We start from the raw sequence: 26,628 nt of genomic DNA on the forward strand, positions 1-26,628 counted from the left end.
CCGAAGGCCCGAAAGCCTGGCGGCTGCCCGGCGATCGAGGGGTCTGTTCGTCCCTTGCCGTCCCCTCCTCTCTGCCTCGGCTGCCCTCGAACCCGGGCCGGCTGCATGTCCGGATCTTCAGCGGCCGGGTTTCCGCACCCCACCATCGTCACTCTAGATGACAATCAATATCACGTTACGTAATCATTCGGACCTTGATTTAACTGCGCTACAGAATCTCTGTTCTGTAGCACAGGTGATCTAAAGTTAAATTAACTACAACCACGGTTACTGGATACATAACTGACAAGGTACCCTAGATCGTATGGTTGACCAGGAGATTCGTCCCGGCGTCGAGCAGGCGGGCGTGGCTCGGTGTGGGTTTCGGCGATGCCGGCAGGCGTTGCCGCCGCCGGGGCCGCGGGGAGGGCGTCCGTACGAGTTCTGTCCGGAGCGGACGTGGCCGGGTGGGAAGAGCTGCAAGCAGCTCGCGGGCGCGGAGTCGGCGCTGCGCGAGGCACTGGGCGAGGACGGGGTTCCGACGGCGGCGCTGAGAGACGCCGGCGAGGCGTTCGGCAACGCGGCGGCAGCGGCGGCGGAGCCGCTGCGAACGCTCAGCAACGCCCTCGACACGATCACGGCGCGGCTGCGAGAGGAGGTCACGACGGCGGTAGCGCGAGCGGAGGCTGCGGAGCAGGCGGCGCGCGAAGCCGACCGGCAGCGCGACGAAGCGTCAGCGAAGGCCGAGACAGCGGAAGCGGCAGCGCGTGACGCGGTAGCGGAGGCGCGCGCAGCGGAGGAGGCTCGCGAAGCTGCCGAAGCGACAGCGGAGGGAGCGGTTGCGGCGCGGGCGGAGGCGCAGCTGGAGCAGGCGCGCGCGGAGGCGACTGCGCAGGCGGTCGCCGAGCGGGCGGCGAAGGCGGCTGAGGAAGCGGGGGCGTACCGCGAACGCGTGGATGAGCTGCGCGAACGTGTCGCAGAGTTGACGGCGGACGTGGCGGCGCGCGCGGAGGAGCTTTCCGGGCGCACGGCGGAGCGCGACGCAGCACGGACCGCGCTGCAGGAGGTTCAGGAACAGAGCAAGTCCGTGGAACGGCTGCTGACCGCCCAGAATGTGGAGCTCACTACGGAGCTGGAGGCGGTCGGCACCCGGCTGCGCGAGAGTGACGCCCGCAATCAGCACCTGCTCGCCGAACACCACGTGCGCGATGCCGAACTCCGGTCCCGGATCGGCGAAGTCCGGACCGAGTTGGTCAGTGCGCGGGGTCAGGTGGACACGGTGAGCGCGCAGCTCGCCCAGTCGACGGCGGACCGTGACCACGTCACAGGCCTGCTGTCCCGCGTACGCCGGCGCGCGCTCGCTGCCGCGGCGGAGCCTTCCACCCCGCTGCGCGACGACTTGTTGGCGATCCTCCTCGACGATGGCGACGTACCCGCATAGATGGAGCAGCCGACTGTGGCACGTACGCGGTCAGGCTTCGATGAACGGGTCTCCGCAGAGCGTGCAGGTGATCGGGCCGAGCTCGAGGCTTGAGCGGGCTGCTCGGATGCGACGCGGGGGTTCGCACCGGCAGATCGCGGCGACGTAGTTCGGGCCACCCCGGTGTGCGCCCCGGCCGTCAACGGGGGCGACGACCACGGGAGGCAAGGCGGGTGCGTCGGGGTCCTCGATGTCCGGTGGTGGAGCGGTGGCGCGGCCGGCGACTTCCTGTTCGGTGTGCCGCCAGACGGTCAGGGCGGCTTCGAGGGTGGAGAGTTCCGCACGGTAGGTGGCTACGGTTTCCGGTAAAGCGGTCGTCGCGGACCAGCCGATTCGGTCGGCTTGCTCGGCACGGAGACCGACTTCCGCGGCGAGGGCGGCGAAACGCTTGTTGTGGTAGCGGCCGTCGCTGACGTCGACGATGTCGCGGGTGGCCGCGATGCCGTGCGCGGCTTCGTGCAGCGTGGTGGAGAGGATTTCGGCGGGACTACGGCGCAGGCCTTCCGCACCGAGAAAGAACTCGGCGCGCGGGTCGACACCGTCGCCGACGTGCCAGCGTGCGCGGGCGAAGTGTCCGTGGATCTCGGCGGTGGTTCCCATGGTGCCGGAGGCCAGGACGAGGATGGCGTCCGGCACGTCCGCGTACCGGTGGCGAATCGCTGTCCAGAGCTGTTCCATCGCGTGCATCACGCGGGTCGTCGGGCCGAGCCGGGGGTTCTGCATGCGCTGATCTTCCCGCTTAAGCGGGAAGATCAGCTACCGGGGCCGGGCGAACATCAGGGTTCAGTATCCGCCGCTCGGGCCGTCGCAACAGACACGACCGGCTCAGCGAACGAGGACTGGCTGTACCAAAACGGATCGACCGGGTTGCCGTCCCCAGGAGACGGACGACCCACTCGACCGTGACCTGCTGGTCGATGGCGCGCACAGCACGCAGCCGGGGCGGCGGCGTGATCGCCGGAAGCGAACGCCGCACGCCGTGAGCGAACGCGGGCTCCGTGCCGCGCTGACCGGTTCTACCGTCGGCAACGACAGGCGACGAGCAGGAGGCGGTCATGACGGGCACCACGGCATCCCGGATGCAGAGCACGGGGCAGAACGGCGACGACTCGGTGTACGACCGGCTGCTACGGGACCGGATTGTGTTCCTGGGTACCGAGGTGACCGAGGAGGTCGCGAACCGGATCATCGCCCAGCTGCTGTTGCTCGCCGCGGACGATCCGGATCGTGACATCACCTTCTATGTGAACTCGCCGGGTGGCTCGGTCACGGCGGGGATGGCCATCCACGACACGATGCAGCTGGTGCGGCCGGACGTGGCGACCTGGGGGCTGGGGTTCGTCGCGTCGATGGGGCAGGTGCTGCTGTCGTCCGGCACGCCGGGGAAGCGGTACCTGCTGCCGAGTACTCGGGTGGTGATGCACCAGCCCTCGGCGGGCATCGGCGGCGTGGCGACCGACATCAAGATCCAGGCCGAGGTGTTCGGGCGGATGAAGCAGCGGATCGCGGAGCTTACGGCGCGGCAGACCGGGCAGCCGGTGGAGCGGATCATCGCGGACGCGGACCGTGACCGCTGGTTCGACGCCGAGGAGGCCCTGGCCTACGGGTTCGTGGACCATGTGGTGTCGCCGGACCTGGCTCGCTGAGCCCGGGTCCGTCGGAAGTCCTTGGCACGCCGGGGAATCCGGTGCCGAGCGGTCACCCGGCACCCTGCGGCACCGGTCGGGGCCGGCCCGCGGTTCGCTCGGCACTCTCCTGCCCAGCCCGACGCAACGATCACGCTGAGAGGTTTTTACTCCGCGACGGCGGGTGCGGCACAATCAGGAACCATGACCGCCACTGCCCGTGACATCCCCGGTCTGGTCGTCGACGATTCGGCGAACCGGCCTCCTTACCAGCCCCGGGTCACGTTCGAGCGTTCCGCCGCGGCGGTCCGCGAGGCGCTGAGGGCCCTCAACGCGGACGATCTCGCGGAATTCGAGCGCGACTTCCACCGTACAATGGCGGAGGCAGAGGACAGCTTCGACCTGACGCCCGTGCACGAGGTCGTCGGATTCTGGCACGGCCGGGCGCTGCGGCACCTCAACCCGGAGATCGGCGAGTACACCGCCGGCGTCATCGAGCGCCTGGGCGCCGGCGACGAGTCCGATCTCGCGGGGGAACGCTGATGAGCTACGAGGTCCGCTACACGACCCGCGCCGCCGAGCAGTAGGAAACCCCTGCCCCGGAAGGACAGCAGGCGCAGGCCGGGCTGGAAAGAAGCAGTGACCCGTGGAGCGCGGGCCGCGCGGACAAGGGCAGCGGTTCGTGGCGGGCGGGTTTCGGGCGTTTCGGCGACGCCCAGTACGTGATCGGCGAGCGTGACGTGGTGCGGGTGACCATGCTGTTCATCACCTGGGCCGGATTACGTCGAGCACAACCGCTCAGCCCGAGGGCATGAGTTCCACGACCGTGCGTGTCCCCGCGGGATGGCGCGGGCCCGGTTGCAGTCCGGCGCGGGCGGCGAGGTCGTGCAGCTGGGCGAGTGAGCGTTCGCGGCCGCCGACGTAGCAGAGCATGCGGAGGTCTCCTTCGGTGCTGCCGCCATCGGCGGAGTGGTCGATGACGAACACCGTCCCGGTTTCGGTGGCGGCTTCGGCGCAGCGGCGCAGGATCCGTACGGCGTGGTCATCGTCCCAGTCGGGGAGTACGCCCGACAGCAGGTAGCCGCGTGCGCCGGTGGGGAGTGGGTCGAAGAAGCTGCCAGCACGACTGGATGCGCGCCCGTCGAGGCCTGCGGCGCTGATCGCCTCGGCGGCGCGTGCGGCTGGGCCGGCCAGGTCGAGCACGGTGCCATGGAGGTGTGGGTGGGCACGCAGGATTGCCAGCAGCAGGGTGCCGTCACCGCCGCCGACGTCGACGATGTGGTCGAGCTGTCCCCACGGGTAGCCGGTGGCGATCGATGGCGCGTCCGCGGCGAGGCGGGTGGACATCAAGGCGTCGAACGAGGCCGAACGGTCCGGATCGGCGGACAGGTCGGCCCAGTAGGACCGGCCGAATCGGTGGGGGAAGGCGGGTGCCCCGGTGCACACCGTGTGCAGGAGTTCGACGAAGCACAGATCGGCGCGGCCGACCGCGCCGTCGAGGTCGAGCCAGGCGCGCATGCCGTCCGGGTGGTCTTCGCGCAGCTGTTCTCCCTGCGGGGTGAGGGCGTAGCCGGATTCGGCGGGGGAGAGCACTCCAGCGGTCACGAGGTGGGCCAGCACCCTGCCGAGTGCGTCGGGATCGGCGTGCACGGCGGCGGCCAGCGCATCGGGACTGGTGGTGCCGGCGGCGATGTGGTCGGCCAGCCGCAGGGTCGCGGCGACCCGGATTGCCATCGGGGTCACCAGGTCGGCGGCTGCCCACAGGCCGCCGCCCCAGCCGGTGTTCTCGCCGGTCATGGCGTTCACTCAGTCCACGAGGCGGAAGTACAGGTCGGTTTCCCAGCGCGTGGCATCCGGTTCGGTGCGCGGGTCGGTGCGGTACACCTCAAGCCGCCCGGCCCAGTGTTCGCCGTCGGCGTCCTCGGTGCGGTCCCAGCGCACGCCCTCGCGTTCACCCCATTCGAGGACGGCGGCCGTCGCCGCGGCGAGCCCATCCGGTGCGCCATGGTGGGTTTCGACCACATACTCGCCGCCGGGAACGACGCCGGTGAAGTACTCGCCGCCCAGCTCGACCGGCGCCGCGACGGGGACCCCGGCTTCCACGGTGAGGCTGCGCATGCCGGGCCCGAGCACGAGGTAGCGGAAGAACGGCGCGTCCGCCGGCGGGGTGCCGCGGGCGGCGAGTTCGCCGACGATGGCCGCGATCCGGTGCGCGACCTCGCGCAGCCCGTCCATGCCGACCGTGGTGCGGTAACCGACATAGTGCTGTTCGGGTCGTGCTACGACGGTGGGCATGACTCCTCCTCAAGGTCGGGGACGGTTCCCGATGATGCCTCAGCCCACCGACAGTTTCCGGCCTCCTCGCCCAGCCGGGCGATCCCGTCGAGGATCCGGGCGAGCCCGAAACGGAAGTGGTGCGCGGGATCCGACGCCCCGCCGTGGACCTGCCCGGCCGCCGTGCCCACCCGTGCGGCGCGCGGGAACCGTGACGGATCCGCGGCCGGGATCGCGGCGAGCACGGGCGCGCAGCGGGTCCACCATTCGAGGTCGGTCAGCCCGCTGCGCCGGGCGGTACGGGCGGCTTCCAGCGATCCGCGGGCGGCGCCGGCGACGAGGCCGTTGACGAGGCTGACCACGGCGTCGAGCTGGACGTCGTCGAGTCGTAGCTCGTCGAGGGCGGACAGCTCGCGTTCGTATTTGGCGAAGCTGTGCGGGCCGAGCGCGGGCCGCCCGCCGGGAACTTCCAACAGCCACGGGTGCCGGTGGTAGAGCCGCCAGAGGTCTTCGGCGACCGCGGTTAGCGCGGCGCGCCAGCCCTGCGGCAGCTCGGTGCCCAGCTCCCCGTACGCGCGGTCGACCATCAGCTCGACCAGCTCCGCCCGGCCTGGTACGTAGGTGTACAGCGACATCGGCGCGACGCCGAGCGCGTCGGCGACGTGGCGCATGGTGACCGAGGCCAGCCCGTCCGCGTCCGCCAGCCGGATCGCCGCGGTGACCACGTCGACGGCGGTGAACTTGGGTTTCGGCCCGCGCTTGGACGGGCCGGACACGTCCCACAGCAGCTCGATCACGCGCCGCGGGTCGTCCTCGTGCGCGGGGTCCATGGCTTCTCCTCGTACGTCGTACAGAGTTTTCCGGTAGACTAGCGTGCCGACGCTGAAGGGGGAGAGCATTGAACGCAGTGATCATGGAACCGGGCGAGGTCGTGTTCTGGCGTCCGGACGGGGGCACGCCCGACGGGCCGGGACGGCTCGGCACGGTGGATGTCGTGTTGCCCGAGGGTTTGCGCACGGTGCCCGCGCGGCGCCTGCCGATCGCCGAGGCGGTGACGTTGCTCCCGGAGGGTCCTTCCGGCGAGTTCTGGGCGCTGGCCGCGGAAGCGGGTGCCCGCCTGGCCGAGGCCGGCTGGACCGGTCCGCTGGATCCGGCAGAGGAGCAGTGGCTGCGTCGCCTCGCCGACGCGATGCCGCCGCACGCGCACGCCGGGCCGGTCCCCGGTTGTCCGGACCTGCTGCCCGACCGATACCCGACGCTGCTGCGGTTCCTCGGCGACCTGGCCGGCCTGGAGCCGGAAGTACGGGTGTCGCTGCGGATCGAGGCGCTCGACCCCGCCGGAGGGAGCTTCCGCGGGATCGTCCAGGTGCACGGCGGGGCAGAGCCGCTGGTCGACGCCGCGCAGCTGTGGGAGTCCGACGAGCAGGACACCCGGCACGAGGTCCTGCTGGCGCTGCGGCACGCGGCGGACGTGTGGCCCCCGCTCGCACCCCTGCTGTCCGCGGCGGTGCCCTCCTCGATCCCGCTGGACGACGGCGAACTCACCGAATTGCTCACCGGCGCGCTCGACCCGGCCGGGATGACGGTGCACTGGCCTGCGGAACTGACCGGGCTCACCGCCCGCGCGGTCGTCCGCCCTGGCATCGCGCCGGGCGACGTACGGTCGTTCTTCGGCGGAGACCAGGTGCTGGAGTTCGACTGGCAATTCGCACTCGGCGACGGCGAACTGACCAAGGCCGAGCTGGACACGCTCGCCGAGGCCCAACGCCCGGTGGTGCGGCTGCGCGACCAGTGGGTCGTGCTCGACCGCAAGACCGCCGACCGCGCCCGGGACCGCGTGCTCAAACCACTCACCGGGATCGAAGCGCTCGGCGTCGCGCTGACCGGCCACACCGAGGTCGACGGCGACGAGATCGAAGTCCGCACGGACGGCTGGCTCGACGAGCTGCGCACCCGGCTCTCGGCCGCTCCGGAACCGGTCCCGCAACCGGCCGGGCTCGCCGCCCACCTGCGGGATTACCAGCTGCGCGGGCTGCACTGGCTGGACACGATCACCGGCATCGGCCTCGGCGGCTGTCTCGCCGACGACATGGGGCTCGGCAAGACGATCACGCTGATCGCGTTGCATCTGCACCGCGATGCCGGGCCGACGCTGGTGGTCTGTCCGACATCGCTGCTGGGCACGTGGGAGAGCGAGATCCGCCGGTTCGCGCCGGGCACGCCCGTCCGCCGGTTCCACGGCAGTTCCCGTTCCCTCGACGGCGTCGACGGCGGTTTCGTGCTCACCACCTACGGCACGCTGCGGGCCGATCCGGCGCCGCTGACCGCGGTGGACTGGGATCTGCTCGTCGCCGACGAAGCCCAGCACGTGAAGAACCACCGTTCGGACACCGCGAAGGCCCTGCGCACGGTCCGGTCCGCGGCGCGGGTCGCGCTCACCGGCACGCCGGTGGAGAACACGCTCACCGAGCTGTGGGCGATCCTCGACTGGAGCACGCCCGGCCTGCTCGGCCCGCTCACGGAGTTCCGCGAGCGCTGGGGCAAGCCGGTCGAGTCCAGCGATGCCGCGACGGCGGAGCGACTGGCCCGGCTGCTGCGGCCGTTTCTGTTGCGCCGCCGCAAAACCGACCCGGGAATCGCACCGGAGCTGCCGGCCAAGACGGAGACCGACCGGCCGGTGTCGCTGACCACCGAACAGATCGCGCTCTACGAGGCCACGGTGCGCGAGCTGATGGCGCAGGTCGCCGCGAGCGACGGCATGGCCCGCCGCGGCCGGGTGGTGAAACTTCTGACCGCGCTCAAACAGATCTGCAACCATCCGGCGCAGTACCTGGCCGAACCGGAGGACAGTCCACTGTCCGGGCGCTCCGGGAAACTCGAACTGCTCGACGAACTGCTGGACACCATCCTCGCCGAAGACGGCGCCGTGCTGGTGTTCACGCAGTACGTGGTGATGGCGCGGCTGCTGCAGCGGCACCTCACCGGCCGCGGGATCCCGTCCGAGCTGCTGCACGGCGGCACCCCGGTCGCCCTGCGCGAGGAGCAGGTCCGCCGCTTCCAGCGCGGCGAGGTTCCGGTGTTCCTGCTGTCGCTGAAAGCCGCCGGGACCGGGCTGACCCTCACCCGCGCCGACCACGTCGTGCACTACGACCGCTGGTGGAACCCGGCAGTGGAGGACCAGGCCACCGACCGGGCGTACCGGATTGGCCAGACCCGGCCCGTCCAGGTGCACCGGCTCGTCGCCGAAGGCACCGTGGAGGACCGGATCGCGGTGATGCTGCGGGAAAAGCGCGCACTCGCCGAGTCAGTGCTCGGCGGCGGGGAAGCCGCGCTCACCGAACTCACCGACGCCGAACTGACCGAACTCGTCACTCTCCGGAGGGACGCATGACCGACCGCGTGCGCGGCTTCGCCGCCTTCCCGGCCCGAGCCGGCCGCGGCCCGTTCGCCCGTACCTGGTGGGGCCGCGCGTGGGTCCAGGCAATGGAGGACACCGCGCTGGACCTGCGGCAGCTGCGCAAGGGACGGCGGTACGCCGCAGCCGGGCTCGTCGGCCCGATCACCGTCGGCCCCGGCCGGATCACCGCGACCACCGAGGACGCCGGCGAAGGCCCGTTCCGCACCGCGGTGCAGCTGGCCGAACTGTCCACTGCGGACTGGGAACTGCTGCTGGACCGAGCCGGCGCGCACGCCGGGCACCTGGCCGCGCTGCTCGATCGGCAGCTGCCCCCGGAGCTGGCCGAAGTGGTCCCGCTGCTGCCCGGCATCGGCGACCTCGACCCGGACTGCGACTGCCCAGGCTGGGAGCTGCCCTGCCGGCACGCCGCGGCCCTGTCCTTCCAGGTGGCCTGGCTGCTCGACGCGGATCCGTTCCTGCTGCTGCTCGCCCGCGGCCGCACCGAGACCGAGGTGCTCGACGACCTGGGCATGCGGACCAGGACCCGCACCGGGGTGCCCGCCGCCGAGGCCTACGCCCGGGTGGTGCCGCCACTGCCCGAACCGGCCGGGTTCGTGCCGCGGCGGCGCTGACGAACGGTCACACCGAGCGTGGCTTCCGCGCAGTGACATACGCCTGCGGCGTCGACTCGAAGTCGCCCTCCGGCTCCCGAACCAAAACCGACTGAATCACGAACCCCGCATCGGACAACACATCGCGCACGAAATCCACCGGCAGGCGATGCGCGTCCGCGGAGATGTCGTGGCCATAGGCGTGCTCCAGATGCCGGACCTCATCGCCGACCTGGAACGCGGTCAGCAGCAGGCCGCCGGGCGCCACCACCCGGTGCAGCTCGGCGGCCAGGACCGGCAGATCCGGCCGCGGCGTGTGGATCAGGGAGTACCACGCGAGCGCACCCGCCAGCGCACCGTCGGGGAGGTCCAGCGCGGCCATCGAACCCACGTCGAACCGCAGCCCCGGATGCGTCCGGCGGGCCACCTCGACCATGCCGGGGGAGAGGTCGACACCGAACACGTCCAGCCCCAGCTTCGCCAGATAACCGGTCAGCCGCCCGGGGCCGCACCCCAGATCCCCGACCAGCCCGTCGCCCACGAGTTCGGCGAATGCACCGAGCATCGCCCGGTCCCACGTGCTCTCTTCCAGCAATCCGCGCAACATTTCGGCGTAGGACTCGGCGACGGTGTCATAGGCGGTCCGGGTCTCGGACACGTAAACGGGCTCGGTCATGAGGCGTCACCCTAACGAGCAAGCGCACACCACGGCCGCAGCGACACGAGCTAGCCGCAAGCACGCGCGATGATCGCCGAGGTGTCCGTGCCCAGCGGCAAAGTACCGAACGCGACACCCCCGTCACCACCGAACCTGGTGGCACAGAAGGCATCCGAGACCGCGGCAGCCCCATGACGGACCAGCAGCGAACCCTGCAGGACCAGCGCCATCGACTCCACCACCCGCCGCGCACGAAACTCGATACCATCCACATCGGACAGTTCCTTCTTCAGCGCGCCGACCGCCTCGTCCAGCCGCCCATCCCCACCGGCCGCCTGCCCGGCCTCGGCGAAGAACGCCTCCACCGACTCCGGCTGCCGGACCATCGCCCGCAACGCATCCAGCGCGGCGACATTGCCCGAACCCTCCCAGATCGACATCAACGGCGCCTCCCGGTACAGCCGCGGCATCCCGGACTCCTCGACGTACCCGTTGCCCCCGAAGCACTCCAGCGCCTCCGCGGCATGCATCGGCGCCCGCTTGCACACCCAGTACTTCGTCACCGCCAGCCCCAACCGCCGGAACGCCCGCTCCTGCCCGTCACCCGGCCGGTCACCCGCGGCCGCCAGCCGCATCGCCACCGTGGTCGCCGCATCGGACTCGACCACCAGATCCGCCAGCACGTTCGCCATCAGCGGATGATCCACCAGCGCCCTGCCGAACGCGGACCGGTGTCTCGCGTGATGCACCGCCCGCACCGCACCCAGCCGCATCCCGGACGCACTGCCCAGCGCACAGTCCAGCCGGGTGCTGTTGACCATCTCGATGATCGTGCGGACACCCCGGCCCTCCTCGCCGACCATCCAGCCCACCGCATCGTCGTACTCGATCTCCGCCGACGCGTTCGACCGATTGCCCAGCTTGTCCTTCAACCGCTGCAACCGGATCCCATTACGGGCACCGTCCGGCAGCACGCGGGGGAGAAGGAAACAGGACAACCCACCAGGCGCCTGCGCCAGCGTCAGGAACACGTCGGACATCGGGGCACTCGTGAACCACTTGTGCCCGACCAGCCGATACGTGCCATCACCCCCCGGACGCGCCGCAGTGGTGTTCGCACGGACATCGGACCCGCCCTGCTTCTCCGTCATCGACATGCCCGCGATCAGACCGCGCTTGCCACTCGGCACACGCAACCCGAAGTCGTACTCCGTCGCCGCAAGCAGCGGCTCGTACTGCGCAGCCAGCTCGGGATTCGCCCGCAACGCAGGCACCGCCGCATACGTCATCGAAATCGGACAGGTGTGCCCAGCCTCCGCCTGACCCCACACGAACAACTTCGCCGCACGCGCCGCATGTACGCCCACACGCTCGTCCCGCCACGGCGCGGCCTGCAACCCGTGCGACACAGCAACGCGCATCAAGTCGTGCCAGCGCGGATGGAACTCAACCTCGTCGATCCGGTGCCCGTACCGATCATGCGTACGCAGCACGGGCTCATTCTCATTGACCAGCCGGCCCCAATCCTGGACCTGCTCGCTCCCCGCCAGCCGGCCCAGCTCATGCAGCTCCCCGGATGCCCACCCCGCATCCGCCCGCCCGAGCGCCGACAGCAGCGCCGGATCGTCCGCCACGTCGTACACCAGCGGCGGAACCTGATTGGTCACCTCATGCGTCGCACGCATCCGAACCTCCCAGCGACCGCACAACGACCGTGCGCAACTCGACGACCTCCACCGGTCCGCCCTCGGTGAGCGGACCGACCAGCACCTCCGCCCCCGCCCCGACCAGCGCGGCCGCAGTCACTCCGGCATCCTGCGCGGGCAACACCCCCGACTGCAAGCCGGTGGCCGAGCGTGGCACCCTCGAAGCCGACCTGCCGGCCCACAGGATGCCGCTTGCGATCTACGGTTACGGGACCAACACCGGGATCCGCGACGTCCGCCGCCGCTACCTCACCCCGAGGCCGCGCGCACCATCGCGGTGGAGATCGCCAACGCAACCTTCGCCGCCTGCTCGGCCACGGCGGCCTCTTCACCGATCCTGCAGGCGGCCGTGAACACTTTGACGGTCCAGGACGTGCTGGCCGAGCCGGAATGAGGGCCGGGCTGACCCCGCTGTTCTGGTCCCACGTCCTGCTCTAGGGGAGCCCAAGCTCACCATGGACGCCCGTCTCACCCTCAGCGACTGGTCGTCCGCCGAGATTCACAACTTCAGTCAACCGCGTGGTTCAACCGGGCCGCCTGACGCAGGAGATGATCACGCTCAGGCAGATTCGGCGCCTTCCGAGCCGCCTCCGCATACAGCCGCGCCGCCACCGCCACCTCACCATCGCGCTCGTGCAAATACGCCGACACCGCGGTATGCCGGGGGAGCGAAGCGTCCACCTCCGCAAGCGCGGCAAGACCCGCCCGCGGACCATCCGCCTCGCCGACCGCCACCGCGCGGTTCAGCCGCACCACCGGACTGTCCGTCAACGCGACCAGTTCGTCGTACCACTCGACGATCTGCACCCAGTCCGTCTCGCCGGCGGTGGGGGCGTCCGCATGCAACGCCGCGATCGCGGCCTGTGCCTGGAACTCACCCAGCCGGTCAAGCGCCAGCGCAGCCTGCAGGATCTCCACACCCTCCGCGATCAACGCGGTATCCCAGCGTGACCGATCCTGCTCGGCGAGCGGGACCAGGCTCCCGTCCGCCGCCGTCCGAGCCGCCCGCCGAGCGTGCTGCACCAACATCAACGCCAGCAGCCCGGCCACCTCGGGATGATCGGACACCGCCGCCAGCTGCCGGGTCAACCGGATCGCCTCGGCCGCCAGGTCGACGTCACCGGAATACCCCTCGTTGAACACGAGGTACAGCACCCTCAACACCGTCGCGACGTCCCCGGGCTGCTCGAACCGCACCCCGGACACGGTCCGCTTCGCCCGGCTGATCCGTTGCGCCATCGTCGCCTCCGGCACCAGATACGCCTCGGCGATTTGCCGCGTCGTCAACCCACCGACCGCCCGCAACGTCAGCGCCACCGCCGAAGACGGCGTCAACGACGGATGCGCACACAGGAAGTACAGCCGCAGCGAGTCGTCCACCGCAGCCGCCGGACCAGACGCAGGCTCTTCGTCGACGAGTTCTTCCCGCCGCCGCCGAGCCGCATCCGCCCGCGTCGCATCGAGGAACTTCCGCCATGCGACGGTGACCAGCCACGCCTTCGGATCACGCGGGGGAGCGGACGGCCACACCCGCAACGCCTCGACCAGCGCCTCCTGCACAGCGTCCTCGGCCGCCGCGAAATCCGCACCGCGGCGGACGAGGACGCCCAACACCTCCGGCGTCCGGCCACGGAGCACCGCCTCGTCCATCGATCACTCAGCCGTCGCGGAGTGATCGCCCAGGAACGGCCGCAACTCCAGCCACTCGTGGATCGGCTTCCCACCCGCGCCGGGCGCCGCGGACAGCTCACCGGCCACCGCCAGCGCCCGCTCGTAGGAGTCCACATCGATCACCATCCAGCCCGCGATCACGTCCTTCGTCTCCGCGAACGGACCGTCGGTCACCGGTGGCCGCCCGGCACCGTCGTACCGCACGAACGTGCCCTCCGGAGACAGCGCCTGACTGTCGACGTACTCACCGGTCTTCTCCAGCCGGGCCGCGAGATCGTTCATGTACTGCACGTGCGCCGAGATCTCCTCGGGCGTCCACTGGTCCATCGGTTCGGGATTCACCGAGGCCGGCGCGCCGCGGTAGTGCTTGAGCAACAGGTACTTCGCCATCGTGGTCCTCCTTGACGTGGTGGTTCTGAACTGGTGGTTCGCAGCAGGGACGGAGCCGGCCGCGGGTTCTCGACATCCGGCCCGGAGAAAGTTATCCCGACATCGCGGGTCCTGCCGTGGGGAGACGGCCGCCGGCGAGTTACTTGACATAATGTACATTATCGGCGTACGGCCGACCTGCCGATCGGGGCCAAGAGGGGCTCCTGATCAGCTGTGCAACCAGTGCTGGGAGCAGGCGAAGTCCTCGGTCGGAACGACATCGTTGTCTCCCTGGGCTCAAGGTTCAGACGGGCAACACCACCGCGACGTTCGCGCAAGTGCAGTTCCCGGCGCTGTCACCCGAACTTTTCCCGAGTTAGCCTCCCTGCACAGCAAAGGAAGGGTTTACTTTCCGTAGTTTTTCTATTGCTTTGAGGTGATCATGCGTTCAAGAACAAAGGTTGTCGGGGCTGCTGCCGCGGCAGCAGCGATGGTCTTCACGTTGACCGTGCCTACCGGAGTTTCATTCGCCATCAACGGGAAGCCTTGCAACACCGGAAGCGACTACCTGGAGGTTTGGTACCGAAAAGGAGATAATATCACTATACACGAGTGCTGGGCGAACGCCGGGAGAGTCGCTTTTGAAAAACGTGATTGGATCCACCGGATCAAGACGGGCAATAACAACGTTATCTATCAAGATCGAAACGGTGCGCCACCCATCAGAATCGGCCGCTGGCAGGATCGCTCATTCCCGAATCGCCCGGCGAACGTCGAGTACATCGCCATTGAATGATCTTCAGATCGGCGCGCGACAGTGTCATCGATGATGACGTCGGTGGTTTCCTGCCGAACTGCGCCACTTGGGGTCCCCAAGGTCCTGCACCCGGCCGGCCCCGGGCAATTCGTCACCGTGACGTAACAACCGAGACTGTCGGGACATGGAAGACGGGTGCTTGTCGGACCTTTCCGGCCCGTCGGAGGTCGCCGCGGATCGGAATATCACGCGGCAATCACCCGAATAGACGAACGGCTCCCGCTCCCCGTGAAGTTCTGCCTTCCGGAGTCGTGCATTCAGATCAAACACCCCGGCGACAGTGGAGCCGGATCGAGAACTGATCGCAGGAGTTCTTGTCCCCCAAGGGATCCCGCTCCTTCCAGGCCTTGTTTCATGCATAATTGCTATTATGCATGAAACAAGGCCTGAACCGGGCGGGTGGCGGAACTGTCGGTGCCGTGCGGTACAAGATCCTCATGCTGGTTTCCGAAGCGCAGCAAGCATTCTTCGCGGCACGACGGCCCCGTAAGGACTCGCCGCACACCACTGCCGCCTATCGACGGGATCTTGCCGGGATCACCACTCTCCTGGTGGCCGAGCTGAGCCGTACCGACTTCCGCGTCGACGAGCTGACCGCGCCGGTGCTGCGCGCGGCGTTCGGCGCGTTCGCGGACACGCACGCCAAGAGTTCGGTGCTGCGTGCGTGGTCGACGTGGAACCAGTTTCTCACCTTCTGTGTGTCGGACGGGCTGCTCGCGGGCAATCCGATGGGTGCGGTCGCGCGGCCCCGTACTCCCCCGCTGACGCCGAAACCGTTGCGTGGCGAGGAAACTCCGGAGCGGCTGCTCACCGCGGCCGCGGACGGTGCCCGGCGGGCGCGGGACCCGTGGCCGGAGCGGGACGTGCTGGTACTGGCACTTGGGCTGGTCGCGGGGTTGCGTGCGGCGGAGATGCGGGCGTTGACCCGGCGTTCGGTGGTGGGCCGGTCCGGAGAACTGCGGCTGCATGTCAACGGGAAAGGCAGTCGCGATCGTTCCATCCCGGTGCAGCCCGCGCTCGAACGGCTCATCGAGGAGTATCTCGCGTCGTGCCGGCGCAGGTTCCCCCAGCAGCGATTCCCGGCCGGCGAGCCGCTGCTGCGTGACCGTGGCGGGAATCCGATCGGGCGGGGTGCGCTGGAGTACCTGGTGAAGTCCTGTTACCGATGGGCGGGGCTGCACGACCGGGTGCCGTCGGGGGCGAATCTGCACGCGCTGCGCCATACGTTCGCCACGCGGCTGGCCGAAGACGGCGCGACCGCTTCGGAGATCATGGCGCTGCTGGGGCATGCCAGCCTCGCCACGAGTCAGAATTACATCGAGGCCACCGGCCGGGAGCAGCGGGCGGCGGTGGCGAGCAACCGTACGTACCGGGCTCTCGATGGACTAGTGCGGGAGGGGTGAGCGCTGTGCTTGCATGAGGGGATGGACGAGGAGATCCGGATAGTGCGGGCTGACCGGGTGATCGAGGCGGACGCGGCGTCGATCTTCGAGCTGATCGCGGATCCCGCGCGGCAGCCACGCTGGGACGGCAACGCGAATCTGGCCGAGGCGGAGCCCGGGCAGCGGGTGCACGCGATCGGCGAGGTGTTCCGCATGGTGCTGACGACCGGTGCCACGCGGGAGAATCATGTGGTGGAGTTCGCCGAGGGCCGCTGTATCGCGTGGCGGCCTTCGGAGCCGGGCAGCCGCCCGCCGGGGCATTTGTGGCGGTGGGAGCTGGAGCCGGTGGCAGGTGGTGGCACGCGGGTCACGCACACCTACGACTGGACCGGCCTGCCCGCGTCCGAAAGCACCCGGATCGAACGGGCCCGCGCGACGACGGCGGACCGCTTGCAGGCTTCGCTGGACAACCTGGCGGCGGTGGCCGAGGGCGGGTGATCGACCGTCCAGTGTGGACGGGATGCGGGGCTTGAGGGTGTGGTTTGCGGGTTGGGCAGGTGTGGGCGGTCGGTGACGATCGGGGAGGTCCGGCCCGGGTACGTCGGGTCCGGCCGGGGCCGGGCTGGAGAGACGCCGGGCGGACCCGGGTAGCTGCTTCGGTCAGCTACCCGGTTGGTCCGGGGCTGCTCTGTCCTGGACCCGGCATGTTCCCGGGCACGTCTGTGAAGGGTCCCTTCACGGATTCTGAGTCCGTGAAGGGACCCTTCACAGCTTGGCAGGGCTTCGGGACATCGGGACGACAGTGGGGGTCGATCGCGGGCGAGCCGGGCTCGTCACCGGAGTTGTTCGAGGTCCTTGGCCGCGTGTGCGATCTCTCCCGCCAGCTGGCGGAGTTCGGTGGCGTCGGCGCCGTCCGCGGCGGCGGTGACGATGTCCTCGGCGGCGCAGCGGAGCTGGAAGAGGCGGTCCTGGAGGGCGGCGATCTCGGTGTCGGAGAGCACGACCGCGTCTTCGGGCAGGCCGCTGCGTTGCAGGGCGGTGCGGCGTTCGTAGGCGCGTTGCCGGCAGGACTGGCCGCAGTAGCGCCGCCGCCGGCCGACGTTGCCGGCTTCGGGCAGGGGGCGGCCGCACCAGCCGCAGTGTTTCGGGGCGTTGGTGCGGCGCGGGACGACGCGTTCGTCGCCGGTCAGCGCGTGTTCGGCCAGTTCCCTCACCCGCCGGACTTTAGCCGTCCACCGTGATCTCACACCGGGGCCATGCCGAGCGGGCAGACTGGAAAGTATGCGTCCACCGTTTCCGTATCTCGCCGATCCGCTCCCCCGCGCCTTCGCCCACCGCGGGTGGCATCTCGGTGATCTGGCCGGGCTGGAGAATTCGCTGCCGGCGTTCCGGCAGGCGGTGGCGGAGGGGTACCGCTACGTGGAGACGGACGTGCACGCGACGGCGGACGGGGTGGTCGTGGTACACCATGACGACACGCTCGATCGTACGACCGACGGTCGCGGGTCGATTTCGGCGCAGACCTGGGCGCAGATCAAGCGCGTGAAGATCGGTGGCCGGGCGCCGGTTTCGCGGTTGGAGGACGTGCTGGAGGAGTTGCCGGAGGCGTGCTTCAACGTGGATGTGAAGGCCGGTTCGGCGGTGACGCCGTTCGTGCGGGTGCTGGAGCGGATGGGGGCGTTCGATCGGGTGGCCGCGGCGTCGTTCTCGGATGCGCGGCTGGCTCGGTTGCGGCGGCTGGCCGGGCCGAGGCTGGTGACGTCGATGGGGCCGGGTTCGGCGTTTCTGTTGTGGCTCAACGGCTGGGTGCCGCCGGTGCCGGTGGGCCGGCTGGCGCGGGGGTGGATGGCGCAGGTGCCGGTGCGGCAGGGGCCGTTGACTGTGGTGGACCGGGCTTTCGTGAAGTCCGCGGTGCGTCGCGGGTTCGAGGTGCACACGTGGACGATCGATGATCCGGCGCAGATGCGGGCGTTGCTGGACCTGGGTGTGCACGGGATCGTGACGGATCGTCCGGATCTGCTGCGTACGGTGCTGCGGGAGCGGGGCAGCTGGCCGCAGGGCGGCTGAGCGGGTCCGGCGTGCTGTACGCAGCAGATCCGCGGTGGTCAGCCGGCTTTCCGGCCGTCGAGGGTTTCGCGGATGATGTCCGCGTGGCCGGCGTGCTGGGCGGTTTCGGCGATGACGTGCAGCAGGACGCGGCGGACGCTGTGGGCTGCGCCGGGTTCGTGCCAGGGTGCGTCCGGTAGTGGGTGGGTTGCGGACAGGTCGGTGTGGGCGTTGATGATCTCTTCGCTGTGGGCGGCGACCTGTTTGTAGTGTTCGAGCACGTCGGCGAGGGTCTCCCCCGGCTGCATGCGGAATCGTTCGGCGTGTTCGATCATCCACTGTGGGAGTTCACGGGCGGTGCCGGCGGCGATGTCGCCCCAGGTGACGCCCTCGGGTAGCGCGTAGGTCAGGGCGGTGGGTCCTTCGACGGTGAAGCGCAGCCAGTTCTCCTCGACCTGCGCGACGTGTTTGATCAGTCCGCCGAGGCAGAGTTCGCTGACGGTCGGGGTTTCGCCCGCCTGCGCGTCGGTGAGGCCCTGGGCCGCGCCGGTGAGGGCGGTCCGGGCGGCGGCGAGTTCGGCGAGCAGGTCGGCTCGTTCGCCGTGGTGCGTGGCGGGTGCGGTGGTCACGGTGGTCGGTTCCTTCCGTTCCGGTGTCCGGTTCGGGACCACTGTGGCAGGGGTTGCGGTCAGGCTCTGTCCGCGTTAGCGGGGTGCTTTGCCCTCCCAGGCGGCTTTCCAGGTTTTCGGGCCGAGCCGGCCGGAGTCGTTGATGCCGTTGGCGTTCTGCAGGTCGAGCACGGCGGTGCGGGTTTTGTCGTAGTAGCAGCCGGTGCCGCTGAATCCGTAGCCGAAGGCGTTCATGCGGAGCTGGAAGGTGCGCAGTGCGGGGGCGCAGTCGCCGTAGGCGTAGACCAGGCCGGGCCAGTCCGGCATGCCACCGGAGGGTGGCGCGGGTGCTGGGCCTGGTTGCGTCGCGGGTGGGGCGGGCAGACCGCTGCCACCGATGTAGGCGGACTCGTCGTAGGAGGGGACGCGCTTGCTGCGGGCGTCGCGGTCGCCTGAGAGGCCGAGTTTGCCGCCGCATTCCCAGGGCTGCCAGCCGCGCATCCGGTACAGGTAGAGCGCGCGGTAGTCCTGTTCGCGGGGGCTGGCCTGGTCCGGTCGTCCCCCGCCGCCGACGCTGCGCCAGGTCGGCAGGTCGAACTGGTAGGCGCCGTAGTAGCCGTTGCCGGTGTTGATCGAGTACCGGCCGCTGGACTCGCACATGCGGAGCTTGATCCAGGAGGTGGAGCTCGGGTCCGCGGAAGCGGCGCCGGTGACGACGAGCTCCAGTCCCAGTACGGCGACCACGAGCAGCAGGGCTCGGGTGGCCGCGCGCCGGGCGGTGCGAACGCGGTTGGTCATGGGGGCACAGTAAGCACGCGACTCATTGACCACAACCGTCACAACACGCACTTCAGTCTCACATGAAACGCCGGACGGTCCGGGCAGCGACACGCCCGGGTGCGCATTGCGCGCGGTCCGGGAAAGCCCGCCGGAGCAGAAAGAAGTGACGAATCGGACACTGCCGGCGGACGGCCGGGCGGGTCGCGGGCCGACCCCGTAATGTGCGCGCCGACCTGGAGTTTCGGCACCGACGAGGAGCCTGGATGACGGTGGCGCGCCCGCGGGACGGTAAACGGGAACGGCGGGGCTGGTACTTCTACGACTGGGCGAATTCGCCGTTTTATTCTTCGACCACAACGGTGTTCGGGGCGCTCTATATGAGCACGGTCGCGGCGGCCGAGGCGAAGCAGAACATCACCCTTAACGGGGACAACCCCTGTGTGGACGCCGAGGGGCTCGACGACAAGCTGAACCGGTGCGACGTCTCGTTGCTGGGTCTGCACTTCCCCGCCGGTTCGCTGTGGGGCTATCTGCTCGCGGTCGCGACCGTGGTGCAGGTTCTGGTGCTGCCGATCGCCGGGGCGGTGGCCGACCGCAGCCGCAACAAGCGCCGGATCCTCGGCTGGTTCGCCGCGCTGGGGGCGCTGGCCTCGGCGCTGATGTTCTTCATGGCCGGTTCGAACTGGCAGCTGGGTGCGGCGTTGTTCGTGGTGGCCAACATCGGGTACGGCGGTTCGCTGGTCGTCTACTACTCGTTCCTGGTGGACATCGCCGGGCCGGACGAGCGGGACGAGGTGTCCGCGAAGGGCTGGGCGTTCGGTTACCTCGGCGGCGGGCTGGCGCTCGGGTTGCAGCTGGCTTTCTATCTCAGCCGCGACGCGCTCGGCGTGGACACGGCCACCGCGGTGCGGATCTGTTTCCTGACCTCCGGTCTGTGGTGGGCGCTGTTCACCATCCCGACGGTGCGGGCGCTCCCCCGCCGGCACGAGCCGGTGGCGACGGTCCCGGGCCAGGGTGTGCTGGGGGCCGGGTTCCGCGAGCTGGGACAGACGCTGGCCGCGGCCCGGCAGTTCCCGCTGACGCTGGCCTTCCTCGGCAGCTACCTGCTCTTCGCGGACGGGATCAACACCGTGGTGACGGTGTCCGCGCAGTACGGGAAGGACGAGCTGCGGTTCTCCGACGAGGTGCTGATCGTCACGGTGCTGGTGATCCAGTTCCTCGCCTACGCAGGCGGGGTGCTGCACGGGCAGGTCGCGCGACGGCTCGGGGCGAAACGGACCATTCTCGGCAGCCTGGTGCTGTGGGTGGTGGTGCTGGTCGGGGCGTATTTCGTGCAGCCCGCGCAGCCGGTGCAGTTCTACGCGGTCGCCGTCGGTATCGGGTTGGTGCTGGGCGGGACGAACGCGTTGTCGCGGTCGCTGTTCAGCCAGATGATCCCGGCGGGCAAGGACGCGCAGTACTACTCGCTCTACGTCGTGGGTGAGAAGGGCACGTCGTGGCTGGGGCCGCTGGTGTTCGCCGGGGTCGGGCAGGCGACCGGGTCGTTCCGGTTGGCGATCGTGGCGCTGGTGGCGTTCTTCGTGCTGGGGTTCGTGTTCGTCGCGCTGGTGCCGGTGCGGCGGGCGATCGTGGCGGCCGGGAACCGTCCGCCGGACGTGCTGTGAGGTCCCGCTAGGGTCGGGCGTCGTGACCGCACCCGACGAAACCGTGCCCGACGACCCCACCGACGCGCTCTCTGCGGCGCCGCCGGCGGGTGTCCGCCGCAACGGGGCCCCGCGGGGACGGCTGAAGTTCTGCTACGGCCCGATGGACTGCGGGAAGTCGACGCTCGCGTTGCAGATCGATCACAACCACGCGCGGCAGGGACGGCGCGGGCTGGTGCTGGTGCGGCACGACCGGTCCGGTGCGCCGCAGATCACCAGCCGGATCGGCATCGCGCGCCGGGCCACCGAGGTGGGCACCGGCACCGATGTGCGGGAGCTGGTGCGCGCCCGGTGGGCGCAGGGCGGGCACGTGGACTACGTGATCGTGGACGAGGCGCAGTTCCTCTCCCCCGCGCAGGTGGACCAGCTCGCCGAACTGGCCGACGAGGTCGGGGTGGATGTGTACTGCTTCGGCATCGCGACCGATTTCCGCAGCCGGCTCTTCCCCGGTGCCGGGCGGCTGTTCGAGCTGGCCGACGAGCTGCAGCCGGTGCAGGTGGAGGTGCTGTGCTGGTGCGGGCTGCCCGGCCGGTTCAACGCCCGGGTCCGCGACGGCGAGATTCTCCGGGAGGGCGACACGGTGGTGGTCGCCGACATCGTGTCGGACACGATCGTGGAGGACGCTGCGCCGACAAATGCCGAACAATCCGTAGTTGAATCTTCAGCTTCATCACGGTTCGGAGGGGATCCGGCTACCTTCCGTTATCAGGTACTGTGCCGACGACATTTCCGGATGGGGGACCTGGGGCCGGCTGCCGCGCAGCACGGTCAGTTACGGTTGTCCTAGTCGTGACCCGGATAGCCCAACTGGGGGATATCCGCACTAGGAAGGCGGTAACGGCGTCACGACGAACGGCACAACGTCTCCCACTGGAGGAAGCTGAAGACCTCGGGTGACGCACCTCATCGTGAGCAGCGACATGGTGAACCGGGAATCCCCCGGACGCCACGTTCGTTGCATAGGGTGAGCATCACCCTGGCTCCACCCGGAGCTGACTGAAAGGACCCATCATGGCCGACCGTGTTCTCCGTGGAAGCCGGCTGGGGGCGGTCAGCTACGAGACCGACCGCAATCACGATCTCGCCCCGCGCCGGACCGTGCGCTACGCCTGTCCCAAGAACCACGAGTTCGAGGTGCCGTTCTCCGACGACGCCGAGATCCCGACGGTGTGGGAATGCCGGCTGCACGGCAGCGAGTCCGAGATCGTCGACGGCGGGCAGCCCGAGCAGAAGAAGACCAAGCCGCCCCGGACGCACTGGGACATGCTGCTGGAGCGCCGCTCCATCCCCGAGCTCGAGGACCTGCTGAACGAACGTCTCGCCGAGCTCAAGGGACGCCGGACCAGCCGGTCCGCCTGAGCCTCGGCCCGTAGCTGGCTTCCTGACCGACGACCGATCCGCCGCTGCCCCCGCGCACTCGTGCACGGGGGCAGCGGTCTGTCCGGACTCCGCAGGCGCCGGTCAGCGGCCCAAGAGCCGCCGCAGCTGGGCCACCCGCCGCTGCGCACCCCATTCCGCGACGCGGAAGAACGCCTCGCGCATGATCGAGCCGCTCATCTTCGACTGACCGATCTCGCGGTCGGTGAAGGTGATCGGGACCTCGACGATCTCGAAGCCGGCGTCCGCGGTGCGGCGGGTGAGGTCGATCTGGAAGCAGTAGCCGTGCGAGGCGACCTCGTCCAGTTCCAGCTTCTCCAGGACCGGACGGCGGTAGACGCGGTAGCCGGCGGTCATGTCCGCGACCTTCAGCCCGAGGGCGAACCGGGAGTACAGGTTCGCGCCGCGCGAGAGCAGCTGACGGCGCAGCGGCCAGTTCACCGTGCTGCCGCCGGGCACGTAGCGCGAGCCGATCGAGAGGTCCGCGTCCTCTGCCGCGGCCAGGAGCCGGGGCAGGTCCTCGGGGGCGTGCGAGCCGTCCGCGTCCATCTCCACGAACGCGGCGTAGCCGCGGGAGAGGCCCCAGCGGAACCCGGCGATGTAGGCCTTGCCCAGGCCTGCCTTCGCGGTGCGGTGCAGCACGTGTACCCGCTCGTCCGCGGCGGCGCGCTCGTCGGCCAGCTCACCGGTGCCGTCCGGGCTGCCGTCGTCGACGACGAGCACGTGTGCCTCCGGGAGGGCCTGGTGGAGCCGGTCCAGCACCGGGCCGAGGTTGTCCCGCTCGTTGTAGGTCGGGACCACCACCAGCACCGGTTCGATCGTTTCGGCCCCCCGTGGCGCCTGCGCCATCCGTTTCCTCCGAATCCGGCGGTTCAGTCCGCCGTGTCCCCTGCTGTCCTGCCGGCGCGGCCGCGCCGGGTGCGAAAACGGAGCACGACCCCGCCGGCGACACCCGCGATCGCCAGTGCCAGCAGGGCGTACTCCGTCCACGCACCGAGTCGATCCGACAGCGTAGTCGCCGTGCGCAGCGGCACGCGCCCGACCAGGGCGTCCGCCGTGAAAAGTCCGGTTGAGCTGGTGATCGTTCCATCCGGGGCGATCAGCGCGCTGACCCCGGTGGTGGCCGACACCACAGCCGCACGGCCGTGCTCGACCGCGCGCAGCCGGGTCATCGCCAGCTGCTGGTAGCTCATCTCCCCCGGCCCGTACCAGGCGTTGTTGGTGGGCACCACCAGCAGTTCCCCGCCTTCGCGCACGGCGTCGCGGGCGGGGCCGTCGAACGCGGTCTCGTAGCAGATGAACACGCCGACCTTGGTGCCCGCGGCCGAGAGTGCCGCGTTCGTGCCGTCGCCGGCCCGCATCTCCGGGGTGTTGTCCACGAACGGCGTGACCAGCCGGGCAAGCGCGCGGGCGGGCACGTATTCGCCGAACGGGACCAGGTCCTGTTTGGTGTAGCGCTGTCCCGGCCCGGTGCGCGGGTCCCACACCACCGCGTCGTTCTCGTCCTGGCCGTCGGGGCGGCGGACGAGGGCGCCGATCACCGCGGGCACGCCGAACGCGGAGACCATCTGGTCCAGGGCCGGGTCGTCGCCGTAGATCGCGGTCGAGGTCTCCGGCCAGATCAGCAGGTCCGGCTTGGCGACCCGGCCGCTGCGGATGTCGGTGAGCAGACGGGCGCTTTCGGCGAGGCTGTTGTCCCGCAGGACGCCGCGTTGGCCCTGGAGTGCTATGCCGAGGTCCGGGGCGTTGCCCTGCACCGTGGCGACGGTGAGTGAGCCGTCTTGCGCGCCGGTGCCGATCGTGGGCCACACCGCGAGTCCGGCGAGGACGGGGACCAGAGTGAACGCCACCGGCCATACCAGCGCGCGGTCGCGTACGTGCCGTGTCTGCCACAGCCGGGCCAGTAGTGCGGCCAGCCCGAAGCCGGTGAGCACGACGGCGAAGCCGACCAGTGGTGCGCCGCCGATCGAGGCGAGGGACAGGAACGCGCCTTCGGGCTGGCTGAATCCGACCCGGCCCCACGGGAAGCCGCCGAGCGGGAACCAGGTACGCGGGGTTTCGAGCGCGATGAACGCCAGGGCGCCCCACAGCGGCGCCAGCGGCAGCCGGGACACCACCGTGATCAGAAACCCGCCGAGTCCGAAGTAGAGCGCCAGCGTGACGCTCAGGCCCAGCCAGGGCCACGGGCCGAACTCGCGGCCAAGGAAGTCCTGCAGCCACAGCAGGTGCGTGAGGAAGAACGCGACGCCGAAGACGAACCCATAGCCGAACCCGCCGCGGAACTTCCGTCCACGAAGGACCAACGCGAACGCGGCGAACGCGATCGGCGCGAGCCACCACAGTGGACGCGGCGCGAAGCTGAGGTAGTACAGCAGCCCGGCGGACGCGGCGACGGCGAGCCGGATCAGCCAGGCCCGCCATGCCCGTTTCGGCCGGCGGGGTTCTGCTTCGCGCGGAACGCCGGGTTCGGAGTCCGCCATTGTCACTGCCACGACAGAAACTCTAGGTGGCGGGGGTGAACTCGTCGTAGAGGACCGTCCCGCCGCGTACGGTGCGCAGGCAGCGCGGCAGCGGGCTGTCCGGATCCAGCCGCGGCAGCGGGGGTACGCCGGAGCGCAGATCGGTGGACCAGCGCTGCACGCGGCTGTCCGCGGTGGCGACGACGAGGTCGGTGGCGTCCCAGATCGCGTAGTGCGCCGGGGCGCCGGGAACGAGTGTGCCGGTGAGCCCGTCGTTGATCCCGGCGGCGCGGTGCCCGGCGCGGGTGTGCGCGGTGAACGCCGCGCGGGCGGACAGCCGGGCTTCAGGGGTCCGGTGGTGGATCGCGGCGCGTACGGTGGCCCACGGATCGAGGGCGGTCACGGGGGTGTCGCTGCCGAAGGCGAGCACGATCCCTTCCGCGGCGAGGGTGGCGAACGGGTTCAGCGCCGGCGCGCGATCCATGCCGAGCCGCTCGGCGTACATGCCCGCGGTGCCGCCCCAGGCGTGGTCGAACAGCGGCTGCACGGACGCGATGACGCCCCATCCGGCCAGTGCGCGGGCCTGGTCGGCGGTGACCATCTCCAGGTGTTCCAGCCGGTGGTGGCGGGCGGCCAGTGCCCGCTGCCCGACCTGTTTCTCGGCCAGCCGGAACCCTTCCAGCACCTCCGCGGCGGCGGCGTCGCCGATCACGTGGAAGCCCGCCTGCAGCCCTGCTTCGGTGCACGCGGCGAGGTGGTCGCCGATCGTGGCCGCGTCCGTGTACAGCGTGCCGGAGGTCGTCGGGTCGTCGGTGTAGGGGTTGGTCAGCGCAGCGGTGCGGGACCCGAGTGCGCCGTCGACGAACAGGTCGCCCGCGGCGCCGCGGGCACCGAGCGCGCGAGCTTTCCCGACGTCGGGTTCGCCCCAGTAGCCGACCACTTCGGGCAGGCCCGGTTCGTCCGCGAGGGCGAGCAGGTCGGAGAAGTCCTCGGCGCCGCCGATGTCCGGACCGCCGCATTCGTGGACCGAAACGATGCCGCGAGCGGCCGCAGTGGCGAGGAAGGTGCGGTGGGCGGCGCGGCGCTGGTCGCGGGTCACGACGGTCCGGGTGGCGGCGCGGACGCGGTGGTGCGCGTCGTGGGTGAGCGGCCCGTCGGCGGACCAGCCTGCGACCGCGTCGATGCCCGGGACGAGCGCGGTCAGCGCGGTCGACACCAGCGCGGAGTGCACGTCCACCCGGCTCAGGTAGACCGGCGTGCCGCCCGCGACGTCGTCCAGTTCGGCGCGGCTGGGCAGGCGGGGGTCGGTCCAGGTGGATTCGTCCCAGCCGTGCGCGAGCAGGATCCGGCCGGGTACGAGGGCGTCGCGTACGGCGGCGAGGAGCCCGGCGGCGCTGCGCACGGCGGTCAGGTCGAGCCCGTCGAAGTGCAGGCCGGTGGCGCCGGCGTGCACATGGCTGTCGACGAAGGCGGGGGCGACGAACGCGCCGCCGAGATCGAGGATCTCCGCGCCGGGGTGCAGGGCCCGGGCCGGCTCGTCCTGGCCGACCCACACGACCATGCCGCCGGAGACCGCCATCGCCGTCGCGTCGGGTGAGGACGGGGTGTAGATGCGACCGCCGAGCAGGAGCGTGGTGCTGTCGTTCGTCACCGTCCGAGTCTCCCCCGCGCGTTCCTGTGATCACA

26 protein-coding genes and 1 pseudogene are annotated in these 26,628 nt (G+C 70.2%); 12 read left to right on the forward strand and 15 right to left on the reverse strand.

Going from position 1 to position 26,628, the window contains the following annotated elements; genetic code table 11:
* The first annotated feature begins 304 nt into the window (after window positions 1-304).
* Window positions 305-1,420 (forward strand): response regulator receiver protein, encoded by a 1,116-nt coding sequence (locus D5S19_RS08960; protein ID WP_120022887.1) that lies wholly within the window; start codon window positions 305-307, stop codon window positions 1,418-1,420.
* Window positions 1,421-1,450: 30 nt separating this feature from the next.
* On the opposite strand, the gene D5S19_RS08965 is transcribed toward D5S19_RS08960, so the two are convergent.
* Window positions 1,451-2,182, reverse strand: coding sequence for a hypothetical protein (locus D5S19_RS08965; protein WP_233573785.1), 732 nt, complete (start codon window positions 2,180-2,182; stop codon window positions 1,451-1,453).
* Window positions 2,183-2,514: 332 nt separating this feature from the next.
* On the opposite strand from D5S19_RS08965, the gene D5S19_RS08970 reads away from it, so the two are divergent.
* Together D5S19_RS08970 and D5S19_RS08975 are read left to right on the forward strand one after the other, a co-directional pair.
* Complete coding sequence (locus tag D5S19_RS08970; protein ID WP_120022888.1) at window positions 2,515-3,105, forward strand: ClpP family protease; 591 nt, start codon at window positions 2,515-2,517, stop codon at window positions 3,103-3,105.
* 183 nt (window positions 3,106-3,288) lie between these two features.
* Window positions 3,289-3,627: a DUF6247 family protein gene (locus D5S19_RS08975; protein ID WP_120022889.1), complete on the forward strand. Its 339-nt coding sequence runs from the start codon at window positions 3,289-3,291 to the stop codon at window positions 3,625-3,627.
* A 255-nt stretch (window positions 3,628-3,882) separates the two neighbouring features.
* On the opposite strand, the gene D5S19_RS08980 is transcribed toward D5S19_RS08975, so the two are convergent.
* The 3 genes from D5S19_RS08980 to D5S19_RS08990 are packed head-to-tail and all read right to left on the reverse strand — an operon-like array spanning window position 3,883 to window position 6,188.
* Entirely contained in the window at window positions 3,883-4,881 is a 999-nt protein-coding gene (locus D5S19_RS08980) for a methyltransferase (RefSeq protein ID WP_120022929.1), read from the reverse strand.
* Window positions 4,882-4,890: 9 nt separating this feature from the next.
* Window positions 4,891-5,379, reverse strand: coding sequence for a GyrI-like domain-containing protein (locus D5S19_RS08985; protein WP_120022890.1), 489 nt, complete (start codon window positions 5,377-5,379; stop codon window positions 4,891-4,893).
* On the reverse strand, window positions 5,364-6,188 hold the full coding sequence (locus D5S19_RS08990) for a TetR/AcrR family transcriptional regulator (RefSeq protein WP_120022891.1): 825 nt from the start codon (window positions 6,186-6,188) through the stop codon (window positions 5,364-5,366). Before D5S19_RS08990 ends, D5S19_RS08985 begins: the two co-directional genes overlap by 16 nt.
* 83 nt (window positions 6,189-6,271) lie before the next feature.
* Between D5S19_RS08990 and D5S19_RS08995 the strand changes: the two genes are divergently transcribed.
* Window positions 6,272-8,749: a DEAD/DEAH box helicase gene (locus D5S19_RS08995; protein ID WP_120022930.1), complete on the forward strand. Its 2,478-nt coding sequence runs from the start codon at window positions 6,272-6,274 to the stop codon at window positions 8,747-8,749.
* Entirely contained in the window at window positions 8,746-9,387 is a 642-nt protein-coding gene (locus D5S19_RS09000; RefSeq protein ID WP_120022892.1) for an SWIM zinc finger family protein, read from the forward strand. Before D5S19_RS08995 ends, D5S19_RS09000 begins: the two co-directional genes overlap by 4 nt.
* A 7-nt stretch (window positions 9,388-9,394) precedes the next feature.
* On the opposite strand, the gene D5S19_RS09005 is transcribed toward D5S19_RS09000, so the two are convergent.
* From D5S19_RS09005 to D5S19_RS09025, 5 genes and pseudogenes are all read right to left on the reverse strand, one after another.
* On the reverse strand, window positions 9,395-10,042 hold the full coding sequence (locus tag D5S19_RS09005) for a class I SAM-dependent DNA methyltransferase (protein WP_120022893.1): 648 nt from the start codon (window positions 10,040-10,042) through the stop codon (window positions 9,395-9,397).
* A 50-nt stretch (window positions 10,043-10,092) separates the two neighbouring features.
* The gene (locus D5S19_RS09010; RefSeq protein WP_120022894.1) at window positions 10,093-11,709 is read right to left on the reverse strand and encodes an acyl-CoA dehydrogenase family protein; all 1,617 of its coding nucleotides are present in this window, start codon (window positions 11,707-11,709) and stop codon (window positions 10,093-10,095) included.
* Window positions 11,693-11,875 (reverse strand): annotated as a pseudogene (locus D5S19_RS09015) (TetR/AcrR family transcriptional regulator); the annotation flags it as partial. The pseudogene D5S19_RS09015 and the gene D5S19_RS09010, both read right to left, overlap by 17 nt.
* Before the next feature lie 362 nt (window positions 11,876-12,237).
* Window positions 12,238-13,380 (reverse strand): RNA polymerase sigma factor, encoded by a 1,143-nt coding sequence (locus D5S19_RS09020; protein ID WP_120022895.1) that lies wholly within the window; start codon window positions 13,378-13,380, stop codon window positions 12,238-12,240.
* 3 nt (window positions 13,381-13,383) lie between these two features.
* Window positions 13,384-13,791, reverse strand: coding sequence for a YciI family protein (locus D5S19_RS09025; RefSeq protein ID WP_120022896.1), 408 nt, complete (start codon window positions 13,789-13,791; stop codon window positions 13,384-13,386).
* Between the two features lie 421 nt (window positions 13,792-14,212).
* On the opposite strand from D5S19_RS09025, the gene D5S19_RS09030 reads away from it, so the two are divergent.
* The 3 genes from D5S19_RS09030 (at window position 14,213) to D5S19_RS09040 (ending at window position 16,467) form a co-directional block, all read left to right on the forward strand.
* Window positions 14,213-14,566: a beta/gamma crystallin domain-containing protein gene (locus D5S19_RS09030; protein ID WP_120022931.1), complete on the forward strand. Its 354-nt coding sequence runs from the start codon at window positions 14,213-14,215 to the stop codon at window positions 14,564-14,566.
* Between the two features lie 440 nt (window positions 14,567-15,006).
* On the forward strand, window positions 15,007-15,990 hold the full coding sequence (locus tag D5S19_RS09035) for a tyrosine-type recombinase/integrase (RefSeq protein WP_120022897.1): 984 nt from the start codon (window positions 15,007-15,009) through the stop codon (window positions 15,988-15,990).
* Between the two features lie 21 nt (window positions 15,991-16,011).
* Entirely contained in the window at window positions 16,012-16,467 is a 456-nt protein-coding gene (locus D5S19_RS09040; protein ID WP_120022898.1) for an SRPBCC family protein, read from the forward strand.
* A gap of 335 nt (window positions 16,468-16,802) precedes the next feature.
* Here the strand turns inward: D5S19_RS09040 and D5S19_RS09045 are convergent, their stop codons facing one another.
* Window positions 16,803-17,183, reverse strand: coding sequence for a hypothetical protein (locus tag D5S19_RS09045; protein ID WP_098510048.1), 381 nt, complete (start codon window positions 17,181-17,183; stop codon window positions 16,803-16,805).
* Between the two features lie 67 nt (window positions 17,184-17,250).
* Between D5S19_RS09045 and D5S19_RS09050 the strand changes: the two genes are divergently transcribed.
* On the forward strand, window positions 17,251-18,036 hold the full coding sequence (locus tag D5S19_RS09050) for a glycerophosphodiester phosphodiesterase family protein (RefSeq protein WP_120022899.1): 786 nt from the start codon (window positions 17,251-17,253) through the stop codon (window positions 18,034-18,036).
* Between the two features lie 38 nt (window positions 18,037-18,074).
* Here D5S19_RS09050 and D5S19_RS09055 read toward each other — a convergent pair whose 3' ends face one another.
* Together D5S19_RS09055 and D5S19_RS09060 are read right to left on the reverse strand one after the other, a co-directional pair.
* Window positions 18,075-18,644, reverse strand: coding sequence for a DinB family protein (locus tag D5S19_RS09055; protein WP_120022932.1), 570 nt, complete (start codon window positions 18,642-18,644; stop codon window positions 18,075-18,077).
* A gap of 75 nt (window positions 18,645-18,719) precedes the next feature.
* The gene (locus D5S19_RS09060) at window positions 18,720-19,421 is read right to left on the reverse strand and encodes a transglycosylase family protein (protein ID WP_120022900.1); all 702 of its coding nucleotides are present in this window, start codon (window positions 19,419-19,421) and stop codon (window positions 18,720-18,722) included.
* A gap of 245 nt (window positions 19,422-19,666) precedes the next feature.
* Here D5S19_RS09060 and D5S19_RS09065 point away from each other — a divergent pair, with 245 nt between their 5' ends.
* From D5S19_RS09065 to D5S19_RS09075, 3 genes are all read left to right on the forward strand, one after another.
* Window positions 19,667-21,067 carry an MFS transporter gene (locus tag D5S19_RS09065; RefSeq protein ID WP_120022901.1) on the forward strand — a complete coding sequence of 467 codons (1,401 nt, stop codon included), beginning with the start codon at window positions 19,667-19,669 and terminating at the stop codon, window positions 21,065-21,067.
* A 22-nt stretch (window positions 21,068-21,089) separates the two neighbouring features.
* Window positions 21,090-21,893, forward strand: coding sequence for a thymidine kinase (locus D5S19_RS09070; protein ID WP_120022902.1), 804 nt, complete (start codon window positions 21,090-21,092; stop codon window positions 21,891-21,893).
* 224 nt (window positions 21,894-22,117) lie between these two features.
* Window positions 22,118-22,465 (forward strand): RNA polymerase-binding protein RbpA, encoded by a 348-nt coding sequence (locus tag D5S19_RS09075; protein ID WP_091613651.1) that lies wholly within the window; start codon window positions 22,118-22,120, stop codon window positions 22,463-22,465.
* Between the two features lie 102 nt (window positions 22,466-22,567).
* Here the strand turns inward: D5S19_RS09075 and D5S19_RS09080 are convergent, their stop codons facing one another.
* The 3 genes from D5S19_RS09080 to D5S19_RS09090 are packed head-to-tail and all read right to left on the reverse strand — an operon-like array spanning window position 22,568 to window position 26,593.
* On the reverse strand, window positions 22,568-23,332 hold the full coding sequence (locus D5S19_RS09080) for a polyprenol monophosphomannose synthase (RefSeq protein ID WP_120022903.1): 765 nt from the start codon (window positions 23,330-23,332) through the stop codon (window positions 22,568-22,570).
* A 23-nt stretch (window positions 23,333-23,355) separates the two neighbouring features.
* Window positions 23,356-24,975, reverse strand: a complete 1,620-nt coding sequence (gene lnt, locus D5S19_RS09085; RefSeq protein ID WP_407641734.1) for an apolipoprotein N-acyltransferase — start codon at window positions 24,973-24,975, stop codon at window positions 23,356-23,358.
* A gap of 10 nt (window positions 24,976-24,985) precedes the next feature.
* Entirely contained in the window at window positions 24,986-26,593 is a 1,608-nt protein-coding gene (locus tag D5S19_RS09090) for an amidohydrolase (protein WP_120022905.1), read from the reverse strand.
* Window positions 26,594-26,628 lie beyond the last annotated feature (35 nt).

The sequence above is a fragment of the Amycolatopsis panacis genome (assembly GCF_003600245.1).
Lineage (GTDB): Bacteria > Actinomycetota > Actinomycetes > Mycobacteriales > Pseudonocardiaceae > Amycolatopsis > Amycolatopsis sulphurea.